Genomic DNA, 20,139 nt, shown 5'->3' on the forward strand with positions numbered 1-20,139 from the left:
TCCAGAGGCACGTCGGCGCCCCACCTGCAGGCGAAAGTCACGACGGTAGCCCATCGCAGCTCCGGTTTGGCCCCTTCCCCCTCTGGGGGAAGGCTGGGATGGGGGCCAGCGCCGGACGGAGGGTTCGGTGGGGCACAGGCCCCCACCCCAGCCCTCCCCCAGAAGGGGAGGGAGCCAGCCGCACGCAACACCTCTGGCGCGCCCGTGCCCGGCGACTGCCGATGACCAGCACTTGAAGCACTAACCCACCACCTTGGCACGAAAGCCGCTAGCAGTCTAAATTGTGCACAATCAAATCAATGAAGTGCACAATCCAGGTGCAGGCACTTCCCGAGGCGAAGCGCGGCACCCGCCCAACCTTCAGCTGGAGCTGCCATGAACCGCCCTGTTCTCTCTTCCTCCGCCGTGCGACTGCCGGCCCGATCCACCCGCCGCACCTTGTCCGCCGCCCTGCTCGGCGGGCTGCTCGCCGCGGCCTTGCTGGGCACGACCCTGTCCGCCACTGCCGCCGAGCCCGCTGCCTGGCCCGACCGCCCCGTGAAGATCGTCGTGCCCTTCCCGCCCGGCGGCGCAGCCGACGTGTACGCCCGCCTGGTGGGCCAGAAGCTGGCCGAGGCCACGGGCAACCGCCAGCCCATCGTCATCGACAACAAGCCCGGCGCGGGCGGCATCATCGGCACCGACGTGACGGCCAAGTCGCCGGCCGATGGCAGCACCTTCCTGATGGTGACCATCGGCCATGCGGTCAACCCCTTCATGTACAGCAAGCTGCCCTACGACACGCGCGCCGACTTCGTGCCCGTCGGCGTGGTGGCCGAGGTGCCCAGCGTCATCGTGACCGGCCCGGCGCTCAAGGACAAATCGCTCAAGGACCTGTTGGCCATGGCCCGCGCCAAGCCCGAGGAGGTGCAGTACGCCTCGTCCGGCGTGGGCTCCACCAGCCACGTGGGCGCGGCGCTCATCGAGTCGATGGCCGGCGTGCGCATGACCCACGTGCCCTACAAGGGCGCCGCCCCCGCGCTGCAGGACGTGATGGCCGACCGCGTGCCGCTGTCGGTGGACATCATCACGTCCTCGCTGCCGATGGTTATGAGCGGCAAGCTCAATGCCGTGGCCGTGACCGGCGCCAAGCGCGCGCCCAAGCTGCCCAACGTGCCGACGGTGGCCGAGGCCGGCATCCCGGGTTACGAATTCGTGTCCTGGTACATGCTGCTGGCGCCGGCCAAGACGCCCAGGCCGGTGCTGGAGCAGGTCAATGCCGAGCTGCGCAAGCTGGCTGCCCTGCCCGAGTTCCGCACGCGCATCGAGGACACCGGTGGCCAGGTCATCACGACCACACTGCCCCAGGCCAACGACTACCTCAATGCCGAGTTCACGCGCTGGGCCAAAGTCGTCAAAGACCGCAACATCAAAGCAGATTAAGAGCCCACCCCGTTGCTTGCTCACTTCGTGTAGCCGCCTCCCCCTCAAGGGGCGCACCCGGCGGCCCGGCAAAGCCGGTTTCGCGGCTGCACTGGCGTGGCCTGCTCCGCGGCCTTTCGATTCTTCTTAAGCGCTACCCCCGCTTCAATGACTTCAACTCAGCCCTCTCACAGCACCCGCGACTTCATCGGCTACGCCAACCGCCCACCCGCCGTCGCCTGGCCGGGCGGGGCGCGGGTGGCGGTCTCCTTCGTGCTGAACTTCGAGGAGGGCGCCGAGTTCTCGGTGGCCGATGGCGATGCGCGCAACGAGTCGGTGTACGAGGTGATCGACCCGCGCACCGGCTGGGATCCGTGCATAGACAGCCACTTCGAATACGGCACCCGCGCCGCCTGGTGGCGCATCGCCGAGCTCCTCGAACGCCATCGCGCGCCGATGACCGTCAGCGCCTGCGGCCGCGCGGTGGCGCGCAGCCCCTGGCTGGCGCAGGATGCGGTGGCCCGCGGGCACGAGGTCTCGGCCCACGGCTGGCGCTGGGAGAGCCACGCGGGCATGGCGCCCGCGCAGGAGGCCGCCGCCATGGACGCCTGCCTCGCCGCCATCGAGGCCGCCTGCGGCCGGCGGCCGGTGGGCTGGCACACGCGCTCGGCCTGCACGCCGCACACCCGGGCGCTGCTGGCCGAGCGCGGCTTCCTCTACGACAGCGACGCCTACAACGACGACCTGCCCTTCTTCGTGCCGGTGGCCGGCCGGCCGCACCTGGTGCTGCCCTATGCCTTCGACACCAACGACATGCAGTTCCAGCACACGCAGCGCTTCGCCACCGCCTCACAGTTCGCCGAATACGTGTGCGACGCCTTCGACTGGCTGCACGACGAAGGCGCCACACGGCCGCGCATGATGTCGGTCGGCCTGCACCTGCGCATGATCGGCCGGCCGGCGCGCATGAAGGCGCTGGCGCTGATCCTCGATCACCTGCGCCGCCGCGGTGGCGCCTGGATCGCCACGCGCGAGCAGATCGCCCGCCACTGGCTGGCCCACGCGCCGCGCCCCGACGCCGCGGCCACCGCCGCCGGATGACGGCGCCCGCCGACAGGGATCGCGCGGATGGGCGCCCCGAGGGCCTGCGCTAAAGTCGTCCGGATGCATCCGACGGAAGAGGCCATCCACCGAACGCTGGCGCAGACGCTGCTGGCCGGGCGGCTCGCGCCCGGCGCCCAGCTGGTGGAAACGCGGCTGGCGCAGGTCTTCGGTGTCTCGCGCGAGCGGGTGCGCAAGGTGCTGCACCGCCTGGGTCACGAGCGCCTGCTGGACCTGGTGCCCAACCGGGGCTGCTTCGTCAGCAACCCCACGCTGGCACAGGCGCGCGAGATCTATGACGCCCGCCGCATCATCGAAGGCGGCATCGTCGGCAGCCTGGCCGGCGCGCTCAGCCCCTCGCAGCTCGAGGCGCTGGCCGAACATGAGCGGCGCGAGCATGCCGCGCTGCATGCGGGCGACCGTGCGGCCTCGATCCGGCTGTCGGGCGAATACCACCTGCTGCTGGCCGAGTTCACCGGCAGCCCCTTCGTGGTGCGGCAGCTGCAGGAGCTGGTCAGCCGCACCGCCATGCTGGTGGCCTTCTTCGAGCCGGCCAGCGCCTCGGGCTGCGGCTGCGAGGAGCACGAGGCCATCGCCCTGGCCCTGCGGCGCGGCGATGCGGCCGGCGCCATGAAGGCCATGCAGGTGCACCTGTCGCTGATCGAGACGCGGCTCAAGCCCCGCGCCGCGCCCGAAGCCGAAGTGGACGCCGAGCAGGCCATCGCCGAGGCCTGGGCCGACGCCCAGGCCGGACTGGCCCAGCCGGCCGCCTGACCCCGCGGGCACGGGCGCTGCTTTCACCGACCGGCACCGCTGTCACCTTCACCGGGCCCTGCCATGACCCAGACCGCTCCCGCCCTGCCGCCCCGCCCCCGGCTGCTGGTGCTCAACCCCAACCGCACGGCCGCCATGACGGACGCCGTGCTGCACGAGCTGCGCCGGCTGACGGCCGGCCAGGTGGAGCTGCGCGGCTTCACCTGCGACGACGGACCGCCGGTGATCGCCACCCGCGAGAGCTTTGCCGCCGGCGCCCAGGCCGCCGCCCGCGCCTGGCCGGCGGTGGACGACGGCTGGGCCGATGCCGTGCTGCTGTCCTGCTACGGCGACCCGGGCCTGGCGGCGCTGCGTGCGGCCAGCCGCGTGCCGGTGCTGGGCATGGCCGAGTCGAGCATGCTGCAGGCGCTGGCCCGCGGGCGCCCCTTCCACATCGTCACCGCCGGCAAGGCCTGGGGGCCGATGCTGCATGAGCTGGCCGCGCGCCACACCAGCGCCTGGCCGCTGCTGCACGGCATCACCACACTCGACACCACCGGGCTGGCCGGCAGCCAGAACCCCGCCGCCTTCTCGGCGCTGGTTCAGCGGGCGCTGGACGATCTGGCCGGCGCGCATCCGGGCGGCACGGCGCCCGACTGCATGCTCGGCGGCGCCGGCTTTGCCGGCATGCGGCCCACGCTGCGCTACGGCGGCCTGCTGGAGGACGGGCTGCAGGCCGCGCTGGCGCAGTGGCGCGCGCTGCCGATCGCACCGGGCGCCTGACCCGCCCCAGCACGCTGCGCCGAACGGCGGAGGGGCGACCGGACCGACTGCACACAAATTGCGCTCGCTCCGAGCGAAACAATGCGCTGGAGGTTGGCGCAGCCGCTGCCCATACTGCGGTCATCTTGTGCAGCGCATCATGACTTCCGCCCTCCTTTCAACTCCCGCCGACCTCCGCCCGCAGCTGGCCGTGCACCGCCTGGCCATGGCCCATCCCGGCGATCTGTCGGCCCTGGCCGCGTTGTTCGACGCCGGCACCGTGGCCGCCGAAGAGGTGGTGGCGGTCATCGGCAAGACCGAGGGCAATGGCGGCGTGAACGACTTCACCCGCGGCTACTTCACCCAGTCGCTGATGCAGCTGCTGGCCGAGCGCACCGGCCGCCCGGCCGAGGCGATCTGGCGCGCGCTGCCCTGCGTGCTCTCGGGCGGCACCGAAGGCGTGCTGAGCCCGCATTACGTGGTCTTCTCGCGCCGTCTGGTGCCGGCGCATGCGGCGCGCGGCGCCAGCACCGACGCCCCGGTCGACGCCCCCGCCGACGCCCGGACGATCGATGCGGCCTCCGCCGCCCTTGCCATCGGCACCGCCTTCAGCCCCCCGACGCCGGCGCAGGACATCGGCCGCTGGACCCATGTGCGCGCGGTCGCCCAGGCCGTGCGCGCCGCCATGGACCAGGCCGGCATCGACCGGCCCGAGGACGTGGCCTTTGTCCAGCTCAAGTCCCCGTGCGTGACCTCGGCCCGCGCCCAGGCGGCTGCGGCCGCCGGCCACGCCGTGCTGACCGCGGACCCCGGCCGCTCCATGGCCTTCGCCCGGGCGGCGGGGGCCTTCGGCGCCGCCATCGCGCTGGGCGAACTGCCCGACGACCCGGTGCTGGAAGGTGCGCTGCTGCAGGACTTCGACCGCTTCTCGGCCCGCGCCAGCGTTTCCTCCGGCGTGGAGGTGGAGGCCAACGAGGTGATCGTGCTCGGCCACAGCACCCGCTGGCAGGGCCCGCTGCGCATGGGCTGCGCGCCGATGCGCGACGCGCTGGACATCGCGGCCGTCGGCGAGGCGCTGCGCCCGCTGGGCCTCACGGCCACCCCGCAGTTGCCGGCGGCGCAGGCAGCGCGCGTGGCGGCCGTCTTCGTCAAGTGCGAACCCGACCGCCGCGGCCAGGTGCGCGGCGCCCGCCACACCATGCTGGACGACACCGACATCAATGCCCAGCGCCACATCCGCGGCGCGGTGGGTGGGCTGGTGGCCGGCGTGCTGGGCGATGGGCGCCTCTTCGTCTCGGGCGGCGCGGAGCACCAGGGCCCGGATGGCGGCGGCCTGGTGGCCGTGATCGCGGCGGTCGCCTGACACGCATGACCGCCATGCACGCCTGGCAGATGAGCGCCGAGGCCCTGTCGCAGGCCTATGCGCGGCGCACGCTGTCGCCGGTGGAGGCGCTGCTTTCCGTGCTGAGCCGGGCCGACGCGGTGCACCCCGTGCTCAACGCCCTGGTGGTGCGTGATGACGCCGCAGCACTGGCGGCGGCCCAGGCGAGCGAGGCCCGCTGGCGACGGGGCGCGCCGCTGTCGCCGCTCGATGGCGTGCCGCTCACCGTCAAGGACAACCTTCCCGTGGCCGGCCTGCCGTGCCGCTGGGGCAGCCGGCTCTTCGCCGACCATTGGCCGGCGCGCGACGAAAGCCCCGTCGCACGGCTGCGCGCGGGCGGCATGGTGATCCTGGGCAAGACCAACGTGCCCGAGTTCACGCTGCAGGGCTACACCGACAACCCGCTCTTCGGCCCCACCGGCAACCCCTGGGCCCCGGCACTCACGCCCGGCGGCAGCAGCGGCGGTGCCGTGGCGGCGGTGGCGGCCGGCATCGGCCCGCTGGCCCTGGGCACCGACGGCGGCGGCTCGATCCGCCGGCCCTGCGGCTTCACCGGGCTCTATGGCTTCAAGCCGGGTCGCGGCATGGTGCCGCGTGCCGATGGCCTGCCCGTGCTGCTGCCGGGGCTGGAAGAAGCCGGGCCCATCGCCCGCAGCATGGGCGATCTTCGGCGGGCCCTGCGCCTGCTCGCGCCCCGGTTGACGCCGCTGTGCGACGCCCCCGGTCCGCTGCGCATCGCCTACTGGCGTGCCATCGGCGACAGCCCGGTCGATGCGGCCATCCTGGCGCGCAGCGATGCCGCGGCCGAGCGGCTGCAGGCGATGGGACACACCATGGTCGTGCAGCCCTCGCTGCCCGACGTCGAGGACTTCAACCGCCGGGCCTGGCCGGTCATCGCCAGCACGGGCCTGGCCGCCGTGCTGCGCGACCGCGTCGACGGCCGCGAGGACGAACTCACGCCCGCGATGGCCGCGCTGCTCGCGCAGGGTCGCAGCCACAGCGCGGTCGACCTGTTCCAGGCCCAGGCGCTGCAGCGCGCGCTGGCGCAGGCCTTGCAGCGCCTGTTCGCGCACCACGACCTGCTGCTCACCCCGGCCAGCGCGGCCCTGCCCTGGCCGGCCGACCAATCCCATCCCGCCACCATCGCCGGCCAGCCGGTGGACGGCCGCGGCCATGCCGTGTTCACCGCCTTCGTCAACGGCGCCGGCCTGCCTGCGCTGGCCGTGCCCGCCGGCCCGACGGAAGACGGCCTGCCGGTGGGCCTGCAGCTGGTGGCCCCCCGCGGCGGCGACGCACTGCTGTGCGCCGTCGGCGCGATGTGGGAACGCGACGCCGCGCCGGCCTGGTGCTGGCCGCCCGCCCTCGACAAGGAAGAGATGCCCTCATGAAGATCGTGATCGTGGGCGCCGGCGTGGCCGGTGCCATCCTCGCCCGCCGCCTGGCCCGCCTGCCCGGCGTGGAACTGCACTGCCTCGAACGCGTCGGCCCGGACGACCATGCCGAAGCCGGCACCGGCCTGAACGTCGGGCCCAACGCCATCAAGGCGCTGCGCCGGCTCGACGCCGCGCTCGCTGCCGAGGTGGAGGCCGCCAGCCTGCCCTGGACCCGCTGGGACATCGCCCTGACCGACGGCACGCCGCTGATGGCGCTGCCGCTTGCGCAGGTGGCCGACAACCCGGGCATCCGCATCCGCTGGTCCGAGCTGTACCGCGTGCTGCGCCAGGGCGCAGGCGCGGCCATCCGCTACGGCTGCACGCTCGAATCGGTGGGCGCCAGCGAGACGGCGCCGGGCAAGACCCGCGTGCGCTTCACGCAGGGTGGCGCCACGCACGAGATCGACGGCATCGACCTGCTGGTGGGCACCGACGGCCGCTACTCCCGCGTGCGCGAGACCTTCTCCGGTGCGCCCGAGCCGCGACACATCGGCGTCGCCATCCTGCGCGTGCTGGTGCCCGACACCAGCGCCGGCCTGGTGGACGACTACGGCCAGTGGTTCAGCGGCTGCCACCGCCTGCTGGCCTTCCGCGTGCCGCCGGACCATGTCTACATCGCCGCCACCTACCCGGTGGCCCCCGGCGCCCCGGTGCAGGACGCCTGGAAGACCGAGGCCGTGATGCGAGCCACCTACCAGCCTGCCCAGGGCGAGGCCAGCCCCGCCGTGCGCTGGCTGCTGGACGCCATGTGCGCGCAGTTGCACGACGCGCACTGGGCCCGCATGCAGGAAGCCGACGTGCGCTTCGCCGAGCCCGAGGTGGACGTGCTCTACCTGGGCGACAGTGCCCACGGCATGGCGCCCACGCTGGGCCAGGGCGCGACGCAAGCCATGGAAGACGCCTGCGCCGCCGCGCTGATCGTGGAGGATGCCTGGGCCCGCGGCCAGCGCAGGCCGCGCGTCTGGCTCGACCGCATCGCCGAGGCCCGCACCGAGCGCCTGCGCTTCGTGATGGACCTGTCGGTGCGCGCCACCGACACCATGCTCGAAGGCGCCGACCCGGTGGCCGGCACACGCTGGAAGACCGAGGCGCCGTTCCAGGCCGAGCTGGCGGCGCTGTTCCGCGACGTGGCGCTGGGCGTGCCGGATGACGCCTCTGCCCAGGCCGGCGCCGCAACGACCAGCGCCGCCGCGATGCCGGCGGCCTGATTCCTGCTCGTCCTCCTGCGCCCCACGCCCCATGGACAACGCACTCACCCACGGCCTCTTCCACCTGGCCATCAAGACCGCCGACCTGACCGCCACGCGCGCCTTCTGGATCGGCGTGATCGGCCTGCGCGAGGTGCCCCGGCCCGACTTCGGCTATCCCGGCGCCTGGCTCGCCTGCGGCCAGCCGGGCGGGCAGGCCATCATCCACGTCTATGCCGGCGGCCCGGCGCTGGGCGGCGAGGCCCGCGTGCCGCAGGGCACGGCCGCCATCGACCACGTGTCGCTGGCCTGCAGCGGCTACCACGCCTACATCGCCCGCTTCCGCGCCGCGGGGCTGGCGTGGCGCGAGTTCCTGGTGCCCGGCACCACGCTGTGGCAGCTCTTCGTCTACGACCCCAGCGGCGTGCAGCTGGAACTGACCTTCGAGGGCGCGGTGGAAGCCGGCGCCCCACCCGACATGTCGCCCGGCCGCGTCTACCGCGCGGGCGAGTCCTTCTTTGCCACCGAACCCTATCCCGTCCTTTCCCTGAAGAACCCTCCCGGAGAACCCGCCCATGCTTCGCACTGACTTCCTGCGGCTTGCCGCACGCGCCACCGCCGCATTGGCACTGGCCCTGCCCTTCGCGGGCGTCGCCCATGCGGCCGACAAGATCAAGTTCGGCGTCTTCCCGTCCAGCGCCGCCCTGCCCTTCTACATCGCCCAGAACCGCGGCTGGTTCAAGGAGGCCGGCCTGGAGGTGGAAGAGGTGCCGATGACCAGCCACCCGCTGACGGTGCAGGCCCTGGTCTCGGCCAGCATCGACGGCGCCGCCAACCTGGTGACGCTGGAAGGCGCCAACATGGAGTCGCGCCGGCCCGGCACGCTCAAGTACATCTCGCTCAACGGCCAGAACAGCCAGCATGTGATCGAGCAGTTCGTGGTCAAGGCCTCCAGCCCGGCCAAGTCGCTCAAGGATTTCAAGAACGGGTTCAAGCTCTTCTCTGCGCCGGGCCCGGCCAACATCGGCGCGGCGCGCGCGGTGCTCAAGAAGGTGGGTCTGGTCGAAGGCAAGGACTTCACCATCCAGGAGCAGCAGATCGGCGTGCACGTGGGCGCGCTGCAGTCGGGCAACTTCGACGGCGGCTACACGCTGGAGCCCTCGGCCACCATCATGGTGGCGCAGGGCGTGGGCCGGCGCGTGGAGACGGGCGTGATCGCCACCTACCTGCTGGGCCGCAAGGAAGCCTCGGCCTTCGCTGCCGGGGCCGTGCTGTCCGACAAGTTCATCGCCGAGCGGCCCGAGGTCGCCAAGCGATTCGCCGCCGTGTGGGCGCGCGGCGTGAAGGCCGCGCAGACCGACACCAGCACCCGCGGCTACCTGGTCCAGGGCATGAAGGTGCCGCCGGAGCTGGCTGCCACCGTGCCGCTGCCGCGCATCGTGATGACGGGCGACCTGTCACCGGCCGACGTGGCCGACTTCCAGAAATTCCTGGACATCGGCACCGAGCTGGGTGTGATCAAGGACAGGATCGACGGCAAGGCCGTGGTCAAGGCGCTGTGATGCGGGCCATGGACGTCTCCCCGCCGCGCACCGCGCCCGCCCATGCCACCGCCGCCGAGGCGGCCGCAGGCCACCGCTGGTTCGCGCCCGGCACGCACATCACCATCCGCGGGCTGACCAAGCGCTTCGGCGATGCGGCGGTGTACGAGAACTTCGACCTCGACATCCCGCACGGCAGGATCACCTCGGTCTTCGGCCCCAACGGCTGCGGCAAGAGCACGCTGATCAACATGATCGCGGGCATCCTGCCGCACGACGGCGGCCAGATCCTGTTCGAGGGCAAGACCGCACGCGAGACGCGCATCGGCTACGTCTTCCAGAACTACCGCGAGGCGGTGTTCCCGTGGATGCGGGCCATCGACAACATCCGCTATCCGCTGCAGTACCTGGGCCTGTCCAAGGGCGAGCGCGAGGCGCGCATGGACAGGCTGATGGCCGACTTCGACGTCAAGCTCGACCTCTCGCGTTACCCCTACCAGATGTCGGGCGGCCAGCAGCAGTTGGTGTCGATCATGCGGGCGCTGGTGGTGGAGCCGGAGGTGCTGTTCCTGGACGAGCCCTTCTCGGCGCTCGACTACGAGATGGTCATGTTCCTGCGCGAGCGGCTGCAGAAGGTGCTGGTGGGGCGCAAGGTGACGACGCTGCTCGTCTCGCACGACCTGGACGAGGCCGTGCTGCTGGCCGACCATGTGCTGCTGCTGACCAAGCGACCCACGCAGGTGGCCGACAACCTGCCCTTCGATGCGCCGCGTCCGCGCACCGCGGCCACGACCGTTACGCCCGAGTTCATCGATGTGAAGACGCGGGCGCTGGAGATCTTCCAACGCGAGGTGCGCAAATGAAGACCACGCTCTCGGCCCGACTGCGGCCGCTGTGGGGCATGGCCTTGCTGGTGGCCCTGTGGGCCTTCGCCCATGCCACCAAGGCGGTGGACCCGGTGCTGCTGCCCTCGCCCGGCGAGGCGCTGCAGGCCTTCTGGAAGGGGCTCTCCGGCGGCACGCTGTGGGGCGACTTCGAAAAGACCATCGTGCGCACGCTGGTCTCCTTCGTCATCGCGCTGGCGGTGGCCGTGCCGCTGGGCGTGATCCTGGGCGCCAACGAGAAGATCTACGAGGGCATCGAGTTCGCCATCGACTTCTTCCGCTCGACGCCGGCCTCGGCCATGTTCCCGCTCTTCCTGGTGCTGTTCGGCGTGGGCGAGAAGACCAAGATCGCCGTGGCGGCCTTCGGCGCGGCGCTGGCCATCCTGTTCAACGTGGCCTATGGCGTGATGAGCGCGCGCAAGCAGCGGCAGCTGGCGGCCCGCGTGATGGGCGCGCCGCGCTGGCGGGTGCTGACCGACGTGACGCTGCTCGAATCCATGCCGCAGGTCTTCGTGGGCATGCGCTCGGGTGTGTCCATCGCGCTGGTGATCGTGATCGTGGCCGAGATGTTCATCGGTTCCACCGACGGCTTGGGCCAGCGCATCATGAATGCCCAGACCATCTTCGACATGCCCGACATGTACGCTTCGATCTTCGCGGCGGGCCTGCTGGGCTACGTGATGAACCTGATCTTCCTGGTGGCGGAGCGGCGCTTCGTGCACTGGGGCGGAAAGTAAGAGACGACCCCATGACTGTGTCCATGAACGAGATCAACCTGCCGGACGTGCTGGCCGAGGTGAACGCGGTGTTCGACGAATACGAGCGCGCGCTGACGACCAACGACGTGCCGGTGCTCGACCAGCTGTTCTGGGACTCCGAGCACACGCTGCGCTACGGCGCCACCGAGAACCTCTACGGCTTTGCCGCCATCCAGGCATTCCGACAGGGCCGCCCCGCCAACAACCTGGAGCGCGAGATCACGGCCCGCTCGGTCACCACATTCGGCCACGATTTCGCCGTGGCCAACGTGGAGTTCCGCCGCACCGGCAGCACCCGCATCGGCCGCCAGAGCCAGACCTGGGTGCGCCTGCCCGAGGGCTGGAAGGTGGTGGCGGCACATGTGAGTCTGATGGGCTGAGCTACTTCCCAGCCCTGGCCGGCATCGCCTTCTGCATCTCGGCCGCCATGCGGCGCATGTCCTCCGGCGACATGGACTGCTGCATCTGGCCCATCATGCGCTGGATCTCGGCCTGGCTGGGCGCCCGTCCGGCCGCGGCGGCGGCGCCCATCGGCGCGGTCATGCGCTGCATGTCGACGACATTCATCTTCATGCCGCCGGGCAGCACCATGTCGCCGGGCCGCATGCCGGCAGGGCAGGCGCCCTTCCATTGCGCCTCCATCGTCATGTCGCTCTCGTCCTGTTTGGCGCGCGGCGGTGCGTAGGTGGTGTGCGAGCTCACGCGGTAGCTGCTGTTCATGTCGCCGGTGACGACCGTGAGCCGCGTCATCGTGGTGTCGGGCAGCTTGCAGACCTCCTTGTGCGTCAGCACGCGGCCCACTTCGCTGCGCATGTCCTCCTGGCAGTTCGTGGGCTTGCGCGCCTCGGCCTGGCGGCTCGCGCCCTGCTCCTGCAGCAGGCGGTCGGTGGCGGCATCGGCGCACTGCTGCAGGGTCATCGGCTGGCCCTTGGCGGAGGTCTCGACGCGCATCTCCCACAGGCCGTCCTTGCGGCGCGGGAATGCCGGGCCGGCGAGCGCGGCGGCCGCCTCGGTGAGCAGTGCGACGGCGATGGTGAAGCGAACGGTGCGGAACGGGTGATAGGCGGACATGGCAGCTCCTTGGCGGATGCGCACTCCGCCTGCCGCCGTTGTAGTGGCCCGCGCCGCCGCTGCGAATACCGCGCGCGTACTAGGTCGAAGGTCGAGCCAGCCCGCCGAGCTGCGCCGTGATCCCGCTCAGAACGCCGTCCACTTCTGCGCACTGGCCGCGCTTTCCACCGCCTTCTCGATGAAGCGCACCCCGCGCGCGCCATCGGCCAGCGTGGGGTAGTCGGCCCGCAGCGGATCGGGCGCCACACCCTGCTGCAGCGCGCGGATGTGCGCGATCACGCCCAGGTACACGTTGGCGAAGGCCTCGATGAAGCCTTCGGGATGGCCGGAGGGCAGCCGCGTGGCCAGCCGCGCCGATTCGCCCAGCCACGGCGAGCCGCGAGTCAGCAGCCGGCGTGGGCCGTCCAGCGGCGCATGCACCAGCACTTCGGGCTGCTCTTGCCGCCAGTCCAGCGTGCCGGTGCTGCCGAAGACGCGCAGGCGCAGGTCGTTCTCGCAGCCCACCGCGATCTGCGAGGCCACGAGCACACCGCGCGCGCCGCCTTTGAAGCGCAGCAGCAGGCTGGCGTCGTCGTCCAGCCGCCGGCCGGGCACCAGCGCCGACAGGTCGGCGCACAGGCTTTCGAGTTCCAGGCCGGTGGCGGTGGCCACCAGGTTCTCGGCATGCGAGCCGATGTCGCCCAACGCGCCCGCGGCGCCACTGCGCGCCGGGTCGGTGCGCCAGCCGGCCTGCTTGTTGTCGCCGCCTTCGAGCCGCGTCGCCAGCCAGCCCTGGTGGTAGTCGACCACCACCTTGCGCACCTCGCCGATGGCGCCGGCCGCCACCAGGTCGCGGGCCTCGCGCACCATGGGATAGCCGCTGTAGTTGTAGGTCACGCCGAAGACGCTGCCGCTGCGCGCCACCGTCTCCACCAGGTCCTGCGCCTGCTCGCTGGTGTGGACCAGCGGCTTGTCGCACACCACGTGGATGCCCGCCTCGGCGAAGGCGCGGGCGACCTCGTGATGCAGGTGGTTGGGCGTGACGATGGAGACGAAGTCGATGCGCTCGTCGGCGCTGCGACGCAGCTCATCATCCAGCAGCGACTGCCAGTCGGCATGGTTGCGCGCATCGGCCAGGCCGAGTTCGCGGCCCGAGGCGCGCGCGCGTTCGGGCATGGACGACAGGGCGCCGGCCACCAGCTCGGCCTGGCCGTCCAGCGCCAGGGCCTGGCGGTGCACGGCGCCGATGAAGGCGCCCTGCCCGCCGCCGACCATGGCGTAGCGCAGCTTGCGGGTGGCGTGGGGCGCGCCCGAGCCGTCCATGCCCATGGGCCGTGCTTGGGTGTGTTCGCTCATGTGCCCGCCATGCCGCCCTGGGCGGCCTTGTCGAAGGCGGCATCGAAGGCGCCGGCCGCGGGCGGGAAGTCCAGCCGGCGGCAGAAGGCGGCGCTTTCGGTGGCGCCATGCACGCGGTCCATACGACTGTCCTCCCACTCCACCGAGAGCGGGCCGCCATAGCCGATGTCGTTGAGCGCCACGATGATGGATTCGAAGTCCACCAAGCCCCGGCCCACGCTGCGGAAGTCCCAGAAGCGGCGCGCGTCGCCGAAGCTCGTGTGGCCGCCGAAGACGCCCACGCTGCCATCGCCCCTGCCCCACCACACGTCCTTCATGTGGGCGTTGTAGATGCGGTCGGCAAAGCCGCGGATGAAGCGCACATAGTCCACGCCCTGGTAGGCCAGGTGACTGGGGTCGTAGTTGAAGCCGAAGCGCCGGTGGCCGCCCACGGCGGCGATGGCCCGCTCGGCCGAGGCGATGTCGAAGGCGATCTCGGTGGGATGCACCTCCAGCGCAAAGTTCACGTCCTGCTGCTCGAAGGTGTCCAGGATGGGCCCGAAGCGCCGGCCGAAGTCCGCGAAACCTGCATCCCAGTAGGCCTGGGTGGTGGGCGGGAAGGCATAGGTGGCGTGCCAGATCGACGAACCGGTGAAGCCGGTGACGGTGCGCACGCCGAACTTCGCCGCGGCGCGCGCCGTGTCGGCCAGCTCGCGGGCCGCGCGCTGGCGCACGCCTTCCGGCTCGCCATCGCCCCACACGCGCGCCGGCAGGATGGCGCGGTGCCGCTCGTCGATCAGGTCGCACACCGCCTGGCCCACCAGGTGGTTGCCGATGGCCAGGCAGGTCAGGCCATGCTCGCGCAGCAGCGCCCACTTGTCCCGCACGTAGGTCTCGGAGGCCAGCGCCTGCTGCACGTCGAAGTGGTCGCCCCAGCAGGCCAGCTCCAGGCCGTCATAGCCCATGCGCCGCGCCAGCGGCGCCAGCTCGGCCAGGGGCAGGTCGGCCCACTGGCCGGTGAAGAGGGTGATGGGGCGCGGCATGGACCGTCCTTCCTCAGAACGGGGAGTCGGGGTGGTAGAAATCTTTCGCGTTGTCCTTGGTGATCAGCACCGACGGGATGATGGTCGTCGCCGGCAGCTTCTCGCCCTTCAGGCGCGCCTCGGCCGTGAGCTTGATCGCGTCGTAGATGAACTTGGGCGAGTAGCTCACGTCGGCCTGGATGCGCGGGTCCTTGTTGTCGAGGATGGTCTTGACCATGCCCTTGGCCCCGGCGCCGCCGAAGACGATCTTGATGTCGTTGCGCTTGGCCTGCTCGATGGCCTTGAGCACGCCCACGGCCATGTCGTCGTCGGCCGCCCAGATGGCGTCGATTTCCTTGAAGCGCGTGAGGTAGTCCTGCGTCACCTTGAAGGCGTCGTCGCGGTTCCAGTTGGCGTACTTGGCGTCCAGCAGCTTGATGTCCGGGTAGTTCTTGAGCACGGCGTTGAAGGCGTCCATGCGCTCGTTGTCCAGCGTGGTCGCGATGCCGCGCAGCGCCACCACGTTGCCCTTGCCGTTCAGCTTCTTGGCGATGTACTCGGCGGGGATCTTGCCGAAGGCGGTGTTGTCGCCGGCCACGTAGGCGTCCTGCGCGCTGGTGTCGGTGAGGCCGCGGTCCACCACCGTGACGTAGGCGCCCTTGGCCTTGACCTGCGCCACCGGCTTGGTCAGCGCGGCTGACTCGAAGGGGAAGACGACCAGCGCGTTGATCTTGGTGACGGTGCTCAGGTCCTGCAGCTGGTTGGCCTGCTCGGGCGCGTTGGCGGCCGTCTTGATGGTGATCTTCAGGTCCTTGTACTGCTTCTCCAGGTCCTTCTTGGCCTGGTTGGCCCAGTAGTTGATGCCGCCCATGAAGCTGTGGGTGGCGGCCGGGATGGACACGCCGAGGTTGACTTTCTCGGCGGCCAGCGCGGGCAGGCTGGCGAAGGCGGCGGCGGCCACGGCGGTGAGCGCGAGGCGGCGGGTGATGAAGGTCATGGGGTTGTCTCCTGGGTTGGATGGAAGGTCACTGGCACGGAAGATCTGTTGTCGCCTGGCGTGCCGAAGCGCCGGAGCGCGGCTTCGACAGGCTGGGCGAACGGTCGGGGGTCGACGGTCACCGGCGGCCTCGCTGCAGGAAGGCCACCACGATGATCACGAAGCCCTGCACCGCCGCGTTGAGGTACACGCTGATGATGCTGGTGAGGTTGAGGATGTTGCTGATGACCGAGAGCAGGATGGCGCCCACCACCGTGCCGGCGATGCTGCCCGCACCGCCCTTGAGCGCGGTGCCACCGACGATCACGGCAGCGATGGCCTCCAGCTCCCACAGCAGCCCGGTGGTCGGCGAGGCCGAGCCCAGCCGGGGCACGTACAGCAGCGTGGCGATGCCCACGCACACGCCCAGCAGCATGTAGGTGAGGATCTTCACGCGGTCCACGTCCACTGCCGCATAGCGCGCCACCTGCTCGTTGGAGCCGATGGCCTGCACGTAGCGGCCATAGGCCGTGCGGTTGAGGATCACGCCGCCGACAAGCGCCACCGCCACGAACACCCACACCGGCACCGGAATGCCCAGCAGGCTCGCGTAGTAGACCGGCGCGTACAGGTCCGAGAGGTCGTTGTCGAGCGTGAGCGCGCCGCCGTCGGCGAAGTAGGTGAGGTAGGCGCGGAAGATGCCCAGCGTGCCCAAAGTGACGATGAAGGGCTCGATGCGCCCTTTGGTGATGAGCAGCCCGTGCGCCAGACCGAACATCGCACCCAGGACCACCGCCAGCGCCGCGCCGAGCACCACGGCCAGCAGCGGCGAGCCGGTGGCCGGGCCGGCCCAGTTGATGAACATGATCACGCTGCCTGCAATCAGCGCGGCCATGGAGCCCACCGACAGGTCGATGCCGCCCGAGATGATCACGAAGCACATGCCCACCGCGATGATGCCGATGAAGGCCGTGCGCGTGAGCACGTTCATGGCGTTGTCCACGGTGGCGAAGTCGCTGTTGAGCGCGGCCCCGGCGATGCACAGCAGCGCCAGGCCGATCACCGGACCGAAGCCGTGGAGGCGTTCAGCCCAGCCCGGCCTGGCGGCGGCGCGGTGCTGTGCGCCTTCGACCGCGGCGGTGGAGGAAGAGGTGTCAGGCGTCGACATGGGCTGTTCCCGTGGCATGGGCGATGAGCTGTTCTTCGGTGAGGCCGTCGGCCGGCAGCGTGGCGACGATGCGGCCCGCGCGCATGACGGCCACGCGGTGCGCCAGGCCGATGAGTTCCATCAGCTCCGACGAGATGACGATGACGGCCAGGCCCTCGCGCGCCAGGCGCTGCACGAGGAAGTAGATGTCGCGCTTGGCGCCCACGTCCACGCCGCGCGTGGGCTCGTCGAGCACCACCACCTTCGGATGCGGCTGCAGCACCTTGGCCAGGGCCAGCTTCTGCTGGTTGCCGCCGGAGAGCGACGAGGCGCGCACGTCCAGCGAGCCGGTGCGGATGCCGTAGTCCTTCACGGCGGTGTCGAGCGCGGCGCGCTCGGCGTCGGGCCGCAGCCAGGGCCGCGCGTATTGCTCCAGCGCCATCAGCGTGAGGTTCTGCCGCAGGCCGAAGGCCACGTGCAGCCCCTTGCCCTTGCGGTCTTCGCTGAGGTAGGTGAGGCCGTGGCGGGCGGCATCGCGCGGCGAGCGCAGCTGCACCGCGCGGCCTGCCAGTTCGACCTGGCCGCGCCCCGGGCGCAGGCCCAGCAGGCCTTCGAAGAGCTCGGTGCGGCCGGCGCCGACCAGCCCGGCGAAGCCCAGGATCTCGCCCGGCCGCACCTCGAAGCTCGCCTGATGCGCCCAGCCGGGCACGTCGAAGCCCTGCACGCGCAGCGCGGGTTCGCGGCCGGCGGGTACCGGCTCGCGCGGCGGATAGAGGTCCGCGATCTCGCGGCCAACCATCAGGTTGGCCATCTGGTGACGCGTGACCTCGGCCGTGGCCGCGCGCGTGACGAAGCGGCCGTCGCGCATAACGACGACCTCGTCGGTCACGCGCTCCACCTCGTCCAGCTTGTGCGAGATGTAGACGATGGTCACGCCGTCGGCCCGCAACTGCGCGATGAGGCGGAACAGGCGCTCCGTCTCGCCCGGCGTGAGCGTGGCCGTGGGCTCGTCCATGATCAGCAGCCGGGCACGGCGTGCGATGGCCTTGGCGATCTCGACCAGCTGCTTCTCCGCCACGATCAGGCGCCGCACCTTGGCGGCCGGATCGACCTGCAGCCCGACCTGGGCCAGCGCCGCGGCGGCCTCGGCCTGCATGGCCCGTTCGTCGAGGAACAGCCCCTTCTTCTTTTCATGGCCCAGGAAGATGTTGTCGGCCACGCTCAGGTCCTCCGCCAGGTTGAATTCCTGGTGGATCAGCACGATGCCCAGCGCTTCCGCGTCGCGCGAGCTGCGGAAGGTCTGCGGCTGGCCGTTGATGCGCAGCACGCCGCCGCTCGGGCTCTCATAACCGGCCAGGATCTTCATCAGCGTGGACTTGCCGGCGCCGTTCTCGCCCAGCAGGCCGACCACCCGGCCCGGCGGCAGCGCGAAGCTCACGCCATGCAGCACCTGAACCGGACCGAAGGCCTTGATGATGCCGTCGAACTCGACGGCGACGCCGGACGTCGCTGCCGTGGAGGGGGTGGTCATGGCCGTCATCGCGGGCTCCGGCTCAAGGTGCAACGCCGCGGGCGCGCAGCGTCTCGTGCATGGCCAGCACGCCGGCACCGGTCACGCCCGCGTCGGTGCCCAGCGGCGTGTACTGGATCTCAAGGTGCCGCGTCGACAGCGCCAGCGAGCGTTGGTAGACGCTCTGCCGCACGGCCGCCAGGAACAGCGGGCCGATCTGCGTGATGCCGCCGCCGATGAACACATGCGAGGGATTGAAGAAGTTCACCACCGAGGCCAGCATCTGCCCAATCAGGCTGCCGGCGCGCTGGATGATGGCGTTGGCCGCGACGTCGCCCGCGCGGCTGGCGTGGCCCACGTCGATGGCTTCGATGCGGCCCTGGGTGCGCAGCACCGCTGCGAGCGCCGGTGATTCGCCCCGCTCCGCCGCCGCCTGCGCCATGCGCACGATGGCCGGGCCGGCCGCCATCGCCTCGACGCAGCCGACGTTGCCGCAGTGGCAGCGCGGCCCTTGCTGGTCCACGCAGATGTGGCCCACGTCGCCGGCCGAGCCGGCGGCGCCGCGGTAGACCTCGCCATGGCACACGATGCCGCAGCCGATGCCCGTGCCCACCTTGATCACCAAAAAGTTCGACAGCCCGCGCTGCAGCCGCCACAGCTCGCCCAGCGCCATCAGGTTGACGTCGTTGTCCACGAAGACCGGCGCCGCATAGTCCTCGCGCAGGTAATCGCGGATGGAGAAGCTGTCCCAGCCCGGCATCAGCGGCGGATTGACGAGCTGGCCGGCCTCGAAGTTGACCGGTCCCGGCACGCCCATGCCGATGCCCAGCACGCGACGAGCTGGAATGCCGCGGGCCTGCAGCAGTTCGCGCAGTCGCTGGCGCACGCGGGCCAGCACCACGCCCGGGCCCTCGCGCACGTCGATGGCCTCGGCATGCCGGGCGAGCACCGTGAGGTCGGGCTGCATCACGGCGACATCCAGGCTGGTGGCGCCGATGTCCACAGCCAGCAGAACGCCCAGCTCTGCGTGCAGCTGCAGTTGCTCAGGCCGGCGTCCGCCAGTGGAAGCGCGCGGGCCGGCCTCGGCCAGCAGCCCCTGCTCGATCAGGCCTGCGATCAGCGCGTTGGCCCGGCTGCGGGAGAAGCCCAGGCGATCGGCCATGCCGTGACGCGAGCCGCCGGCCGACCAGAAAAGGGTCGACAGCAGATCCAGCTCAGCAGCAGAAAGGCCGTTCCAGGGCGCCATTCGGCGTTGTCTCCGTGTTCTTGCGGCCATCCGTGAAGGGATGTAGCAGCGGCACGGATGCTAGGCGGTCGACTTTGCACGGACAAGACCGAACTTCGGCCATAAAAAGGCCGAAGCGGTTTTGTCATTCCCTTTGATCCCCTCCTGCGGCGAGCACAAAGAAAAAAGCCAGTCAGCGAACTGACTGGCTTTTCTGTGGAGGCAAGAGCGCGGCGTGGTGCCGCAGGGCCCTCACTTCTTCTGGCGGTACTTGCGCAGCGCGGCCAGCTGGGCGGCCATCACGGCCAGCTCGGACTGGGCCATGGCGATGTCGATCTCGCTCTTGGCGTTCTTGAGGGCTTCCTCGGCGGCGCTCTTGGCGGCGGCGGCCTTCTCGTCGTCCAGGTCCTTGCCGCGGATGGCGGTGTCGGACAGCACGGTGACGCAGTCGGGCTGCACTTCGAGGATGCCACCGGCCACGAACACGAACTCCTCGCCACCGTCTGCCGTCTCGATGCGCACGGCACCGGGACGGATGCGCGTGATCAGCGGCGTGTGGCGCGGGAAGATGCCGAGCTCACCGGCTTCGCCGGGCAGCGCGACGAACTTCGCCTCGCCCGAGAAGATGGACTCCTCGGCGCTGACGACGTCGACGTGAATGGTGTTTGCCATG

The 20,139-nt window shown here is 71.0% G+C and carries 20 protein-coding genes; 12 read left to right on the forward strand and 8 right to left on the reverse strand.

The window, feature by feature from the left end:
* Positions 1-375: 375 nt before the first annotated feature.
* The 12 genes from ACT54X_RS24050 (at position 376) to hpxZ (ending at position 11,581) form a co-directional block, all read left to right on the forward strand.
* Entirely contained in the window at positions 376-1,422 is a 1,047-nt protein-coding gene (locus ACT54X_RS24050; RefSeq protein WP_476349047.1) for a tripartite tricarboxylate transporter substrate binding protein, read from the forward strand.
* A 147-nt stretch (positions 1,423-1,569) separates the two neighbouring features.
* Entirely contained in the window at positions 1,570-2,502 is a 933-nt protein-coding gene (locus ACT54X_RS24055; protein ID WP_476349049.1) for a polysaccharide deacetylase family protein, read from the forward strand.
* Between the two features lie 63 nt (positions 2,503-2,565).
* Positions 2,566-3,276 carry a GntR family transcriptional regulator gene (locus ACT54X_RS24060; protein ID WP_476349051.1) on the forward strand — a complete coding sequence of 237 codons (711 nt, stop codon included), beginning with the start codon at positions 2,566-2,568 and terminating at the stop codon, positions 3,274-3,276.
* A 63-nt stretch (positions 3,277-3,339) separates the two neighbouring features.
* Entirely contained in the window at positions 3,340-4,038 is a 699-nt protein-coding gene (locus ACT54X_RS24065; protein ID WP_476349053.1) for an aspartate/glutamate racemase family protein, read from the forward strand.
* 139 nt (positions 4,039-4,177) lie between these two features.
* Positions 4,178-5,380: a cyanuric acid amidohydrolase gene (gene atzD, locus ACT54X_RS24070; protein WP_476349055.1), complete on the forward strand. Its 1,203-nt coding sequence runs from the start codon at positions 4,178-4,180 to the stop codon at positions 5,378-5,380.
* A gap of 5 nt (positions 5,381-5,385) precedes the next feature.
* Entirely contained in the window at positions 5,386-6,786 is a 1,401-nt protein-coding gene (locus ACT54X_RS24075; RefSeq protein WP_476349057.1) for an amidase, read from the forward strand.
* On the forward strand, positions 6,783-8,039 hold the full coding sequence (locus ACT54X_RS24080; protein WP_476349059.1) for an FAD-dependent monooxygenase: 1,257 nt from the start codon (positions 6,783-6,785) through the stop codon (positions 8,037-8,039). The genes ACT54X_RS24075 and ACT54X_RS24080 overlap by 4 nt, the downstream gene beginning before the upstream one ends.
* Before the next feature lie 31 nt (positions 8,040-8,070).
* Positions 8,071-8,607 carry a VOC family protein gene (locus tag ACT54X_RS24085; protein WP_294377255.1) on the forward strand — a complete coding sequence of 179 codons (537 nt, stop codon included), beginning with the start codon at positions 8,071-8,073 and terminating at the stop codon, positions 8,605-8,607.
* Positions 8,594-9,580, forward strand: coding sequence for an ABC transporter substrate-binding protein (locus tag ACT54X_RS24090; protein ID WP_476349061.1), 987 nt, complete (start codon positions 8,594-8,596; stop codon positions 9,578-9,580). Before ACT54X_RS24085 ends, ACT54X_RS24090 begins: the two co-directional genes overlap by 14 nt.
* A gap of 8 nt (positions 9,581-9,588) precedes the next feature.
* Entirely contained in the window at positions 9,589-10,422 is an 834-nt protein-coding gene (locus tag ACT54X_RS24095; RefSeq protein ID WP_476349063.1) for an ABC transporter ATP-binding protein, read from the forward strand.
* Positions 10,419-11,180, forward strand: coding sequence for an ABC transporter permease (locus ACT54X_RS24100; protein WP_476349065.1), 762 nt, complete (start codon positions 10,419-10,421; stop codon positions 11,178-11,180). The genes ACT54X_RS24095 and ACT54X_RS24100 overlap by 4 nt, the downstream gene beginning before the upstream one ends.
* Positions 11,181-11,203: 23 nt before the next feature.
* A complete protein-coding gene (hpxZ, locus tag ACT54X_RS24105) occupies positions 11,204-11,581 on the forward strand; it encodes an oxalurate catabolism protein HpxZ (RefSeq protein WP_476349067.1) in 378 nt (125 codons plus the stop codon).
* 1 nt (position 11,582) lies between these two features.
* Here hpxZ and ACT54X_RS24110 read toward each other — a convergent pair whose 3' ends face one another.
* The 8 genes from ACT54X_RS24110 to ACT54X_RS24145 all read right to left on the reverse strand — a co-directional run bounded on the left by ACT54X_RS24110 (position 11,583) and on the right by ACT54X_RS24145 (position 20,138).
* A complete protein-coding gene (locus ACT54X_RS24110) occupies positions 11,583-12,272 on the reverse strand; it encodes a DUF3617 domain-containing protein (protein ID WP_476349069.1) in 690 nt (229 codons plus the stop codon).
* Positions 12,273-12,398: 126 nt separating this feature from the next.
* A complete protein-coding gene (locus tag ACT54X_RS24115; protein ID WP_476349123.1) occupies positions 12,399-13,580 on the reverse strand; it encodes a Gfo/Idh/MocA family protein in 1,182 nt (393 codons plus the stop codon).
* A 23-nt stretch (positions 13,581-13,603) separates the two neighbouring features.
* Positions 13,604-14,629, reverse strand: a complete 1,026-nt coding sequence (locus tag ACT54X_RS24120) for a sugar phosphate isomerase/epimerase family protein (protein ID WP_476349070.1) — start codon at positions 14,627-14,629, stop codon at positions 13,604-13,606.
* A gap of 13 nt (positions 14,630-14,642) precedes the next feature.
* On the reverse strand, positions 14,643-15,605 hold the full coding sequence (locus ACT54X_RS24125; protein WP_476349072.1) for a substrate-binding domain-containing protein: 963 nt from the start codon (positions 15,603-15,605) through the stop codon (positions 14,643-14,645).
* A gap of 118 nt (positions 15,606-15,723) precedes the next feature.
* Positions 15,724-16,752 (reverse strand): ABC transporter permease, encoded by a 1,029-nt coding sequence (locus tag ACT54X_RS24130; protein WP_476349074.1) that lies wholly within the window; start codon positions 16,750-16,752, stop codon positions 15,724-15,726.
* A complete protein-coding gene (locus tag ACT54X_RS24135) occupies positions 16,739-18,262 on the reverse strand; it encodes a sugar ABC transporter ATP-binding protein (protein ID WP_294377227.1) in 1,524 nt (507 codons plus the stop codon). The genes ACT54X_RS24130 and ACT54X_RS24135 overlap by 14 nt, the downstream gene beginning before the upstream one ends.
* Before the next feature lie 22 nt (positions 18,263-18,284).
* A complete protein-coding gene (locus ACT54X_RS24140; protein ID WP_294377352.1) occupies positions 18,285-19,454 on the reverse strand; it encodes an ROK family protein in 1,170 nt (389 codons plus the stop codon).
* Between the two features lie 264 nt (positions 19,455-19,718).
* A complete protein-coding gene (locus tag ACT54X_RS24145) occupies positions 19,719-20,138 on the reverse strand; it encodes a F0F1 ATP synthase subunit epsilon (protein ID WP_294377223.1) in 420 nt (139 codons plus the stop codon).
* Between the last annotated feature and the right edge of the window lies 1 nt (position 20,139).

This window comes from Pseudacidovorax sp. DMC4, from assembly GCF_056314265.1.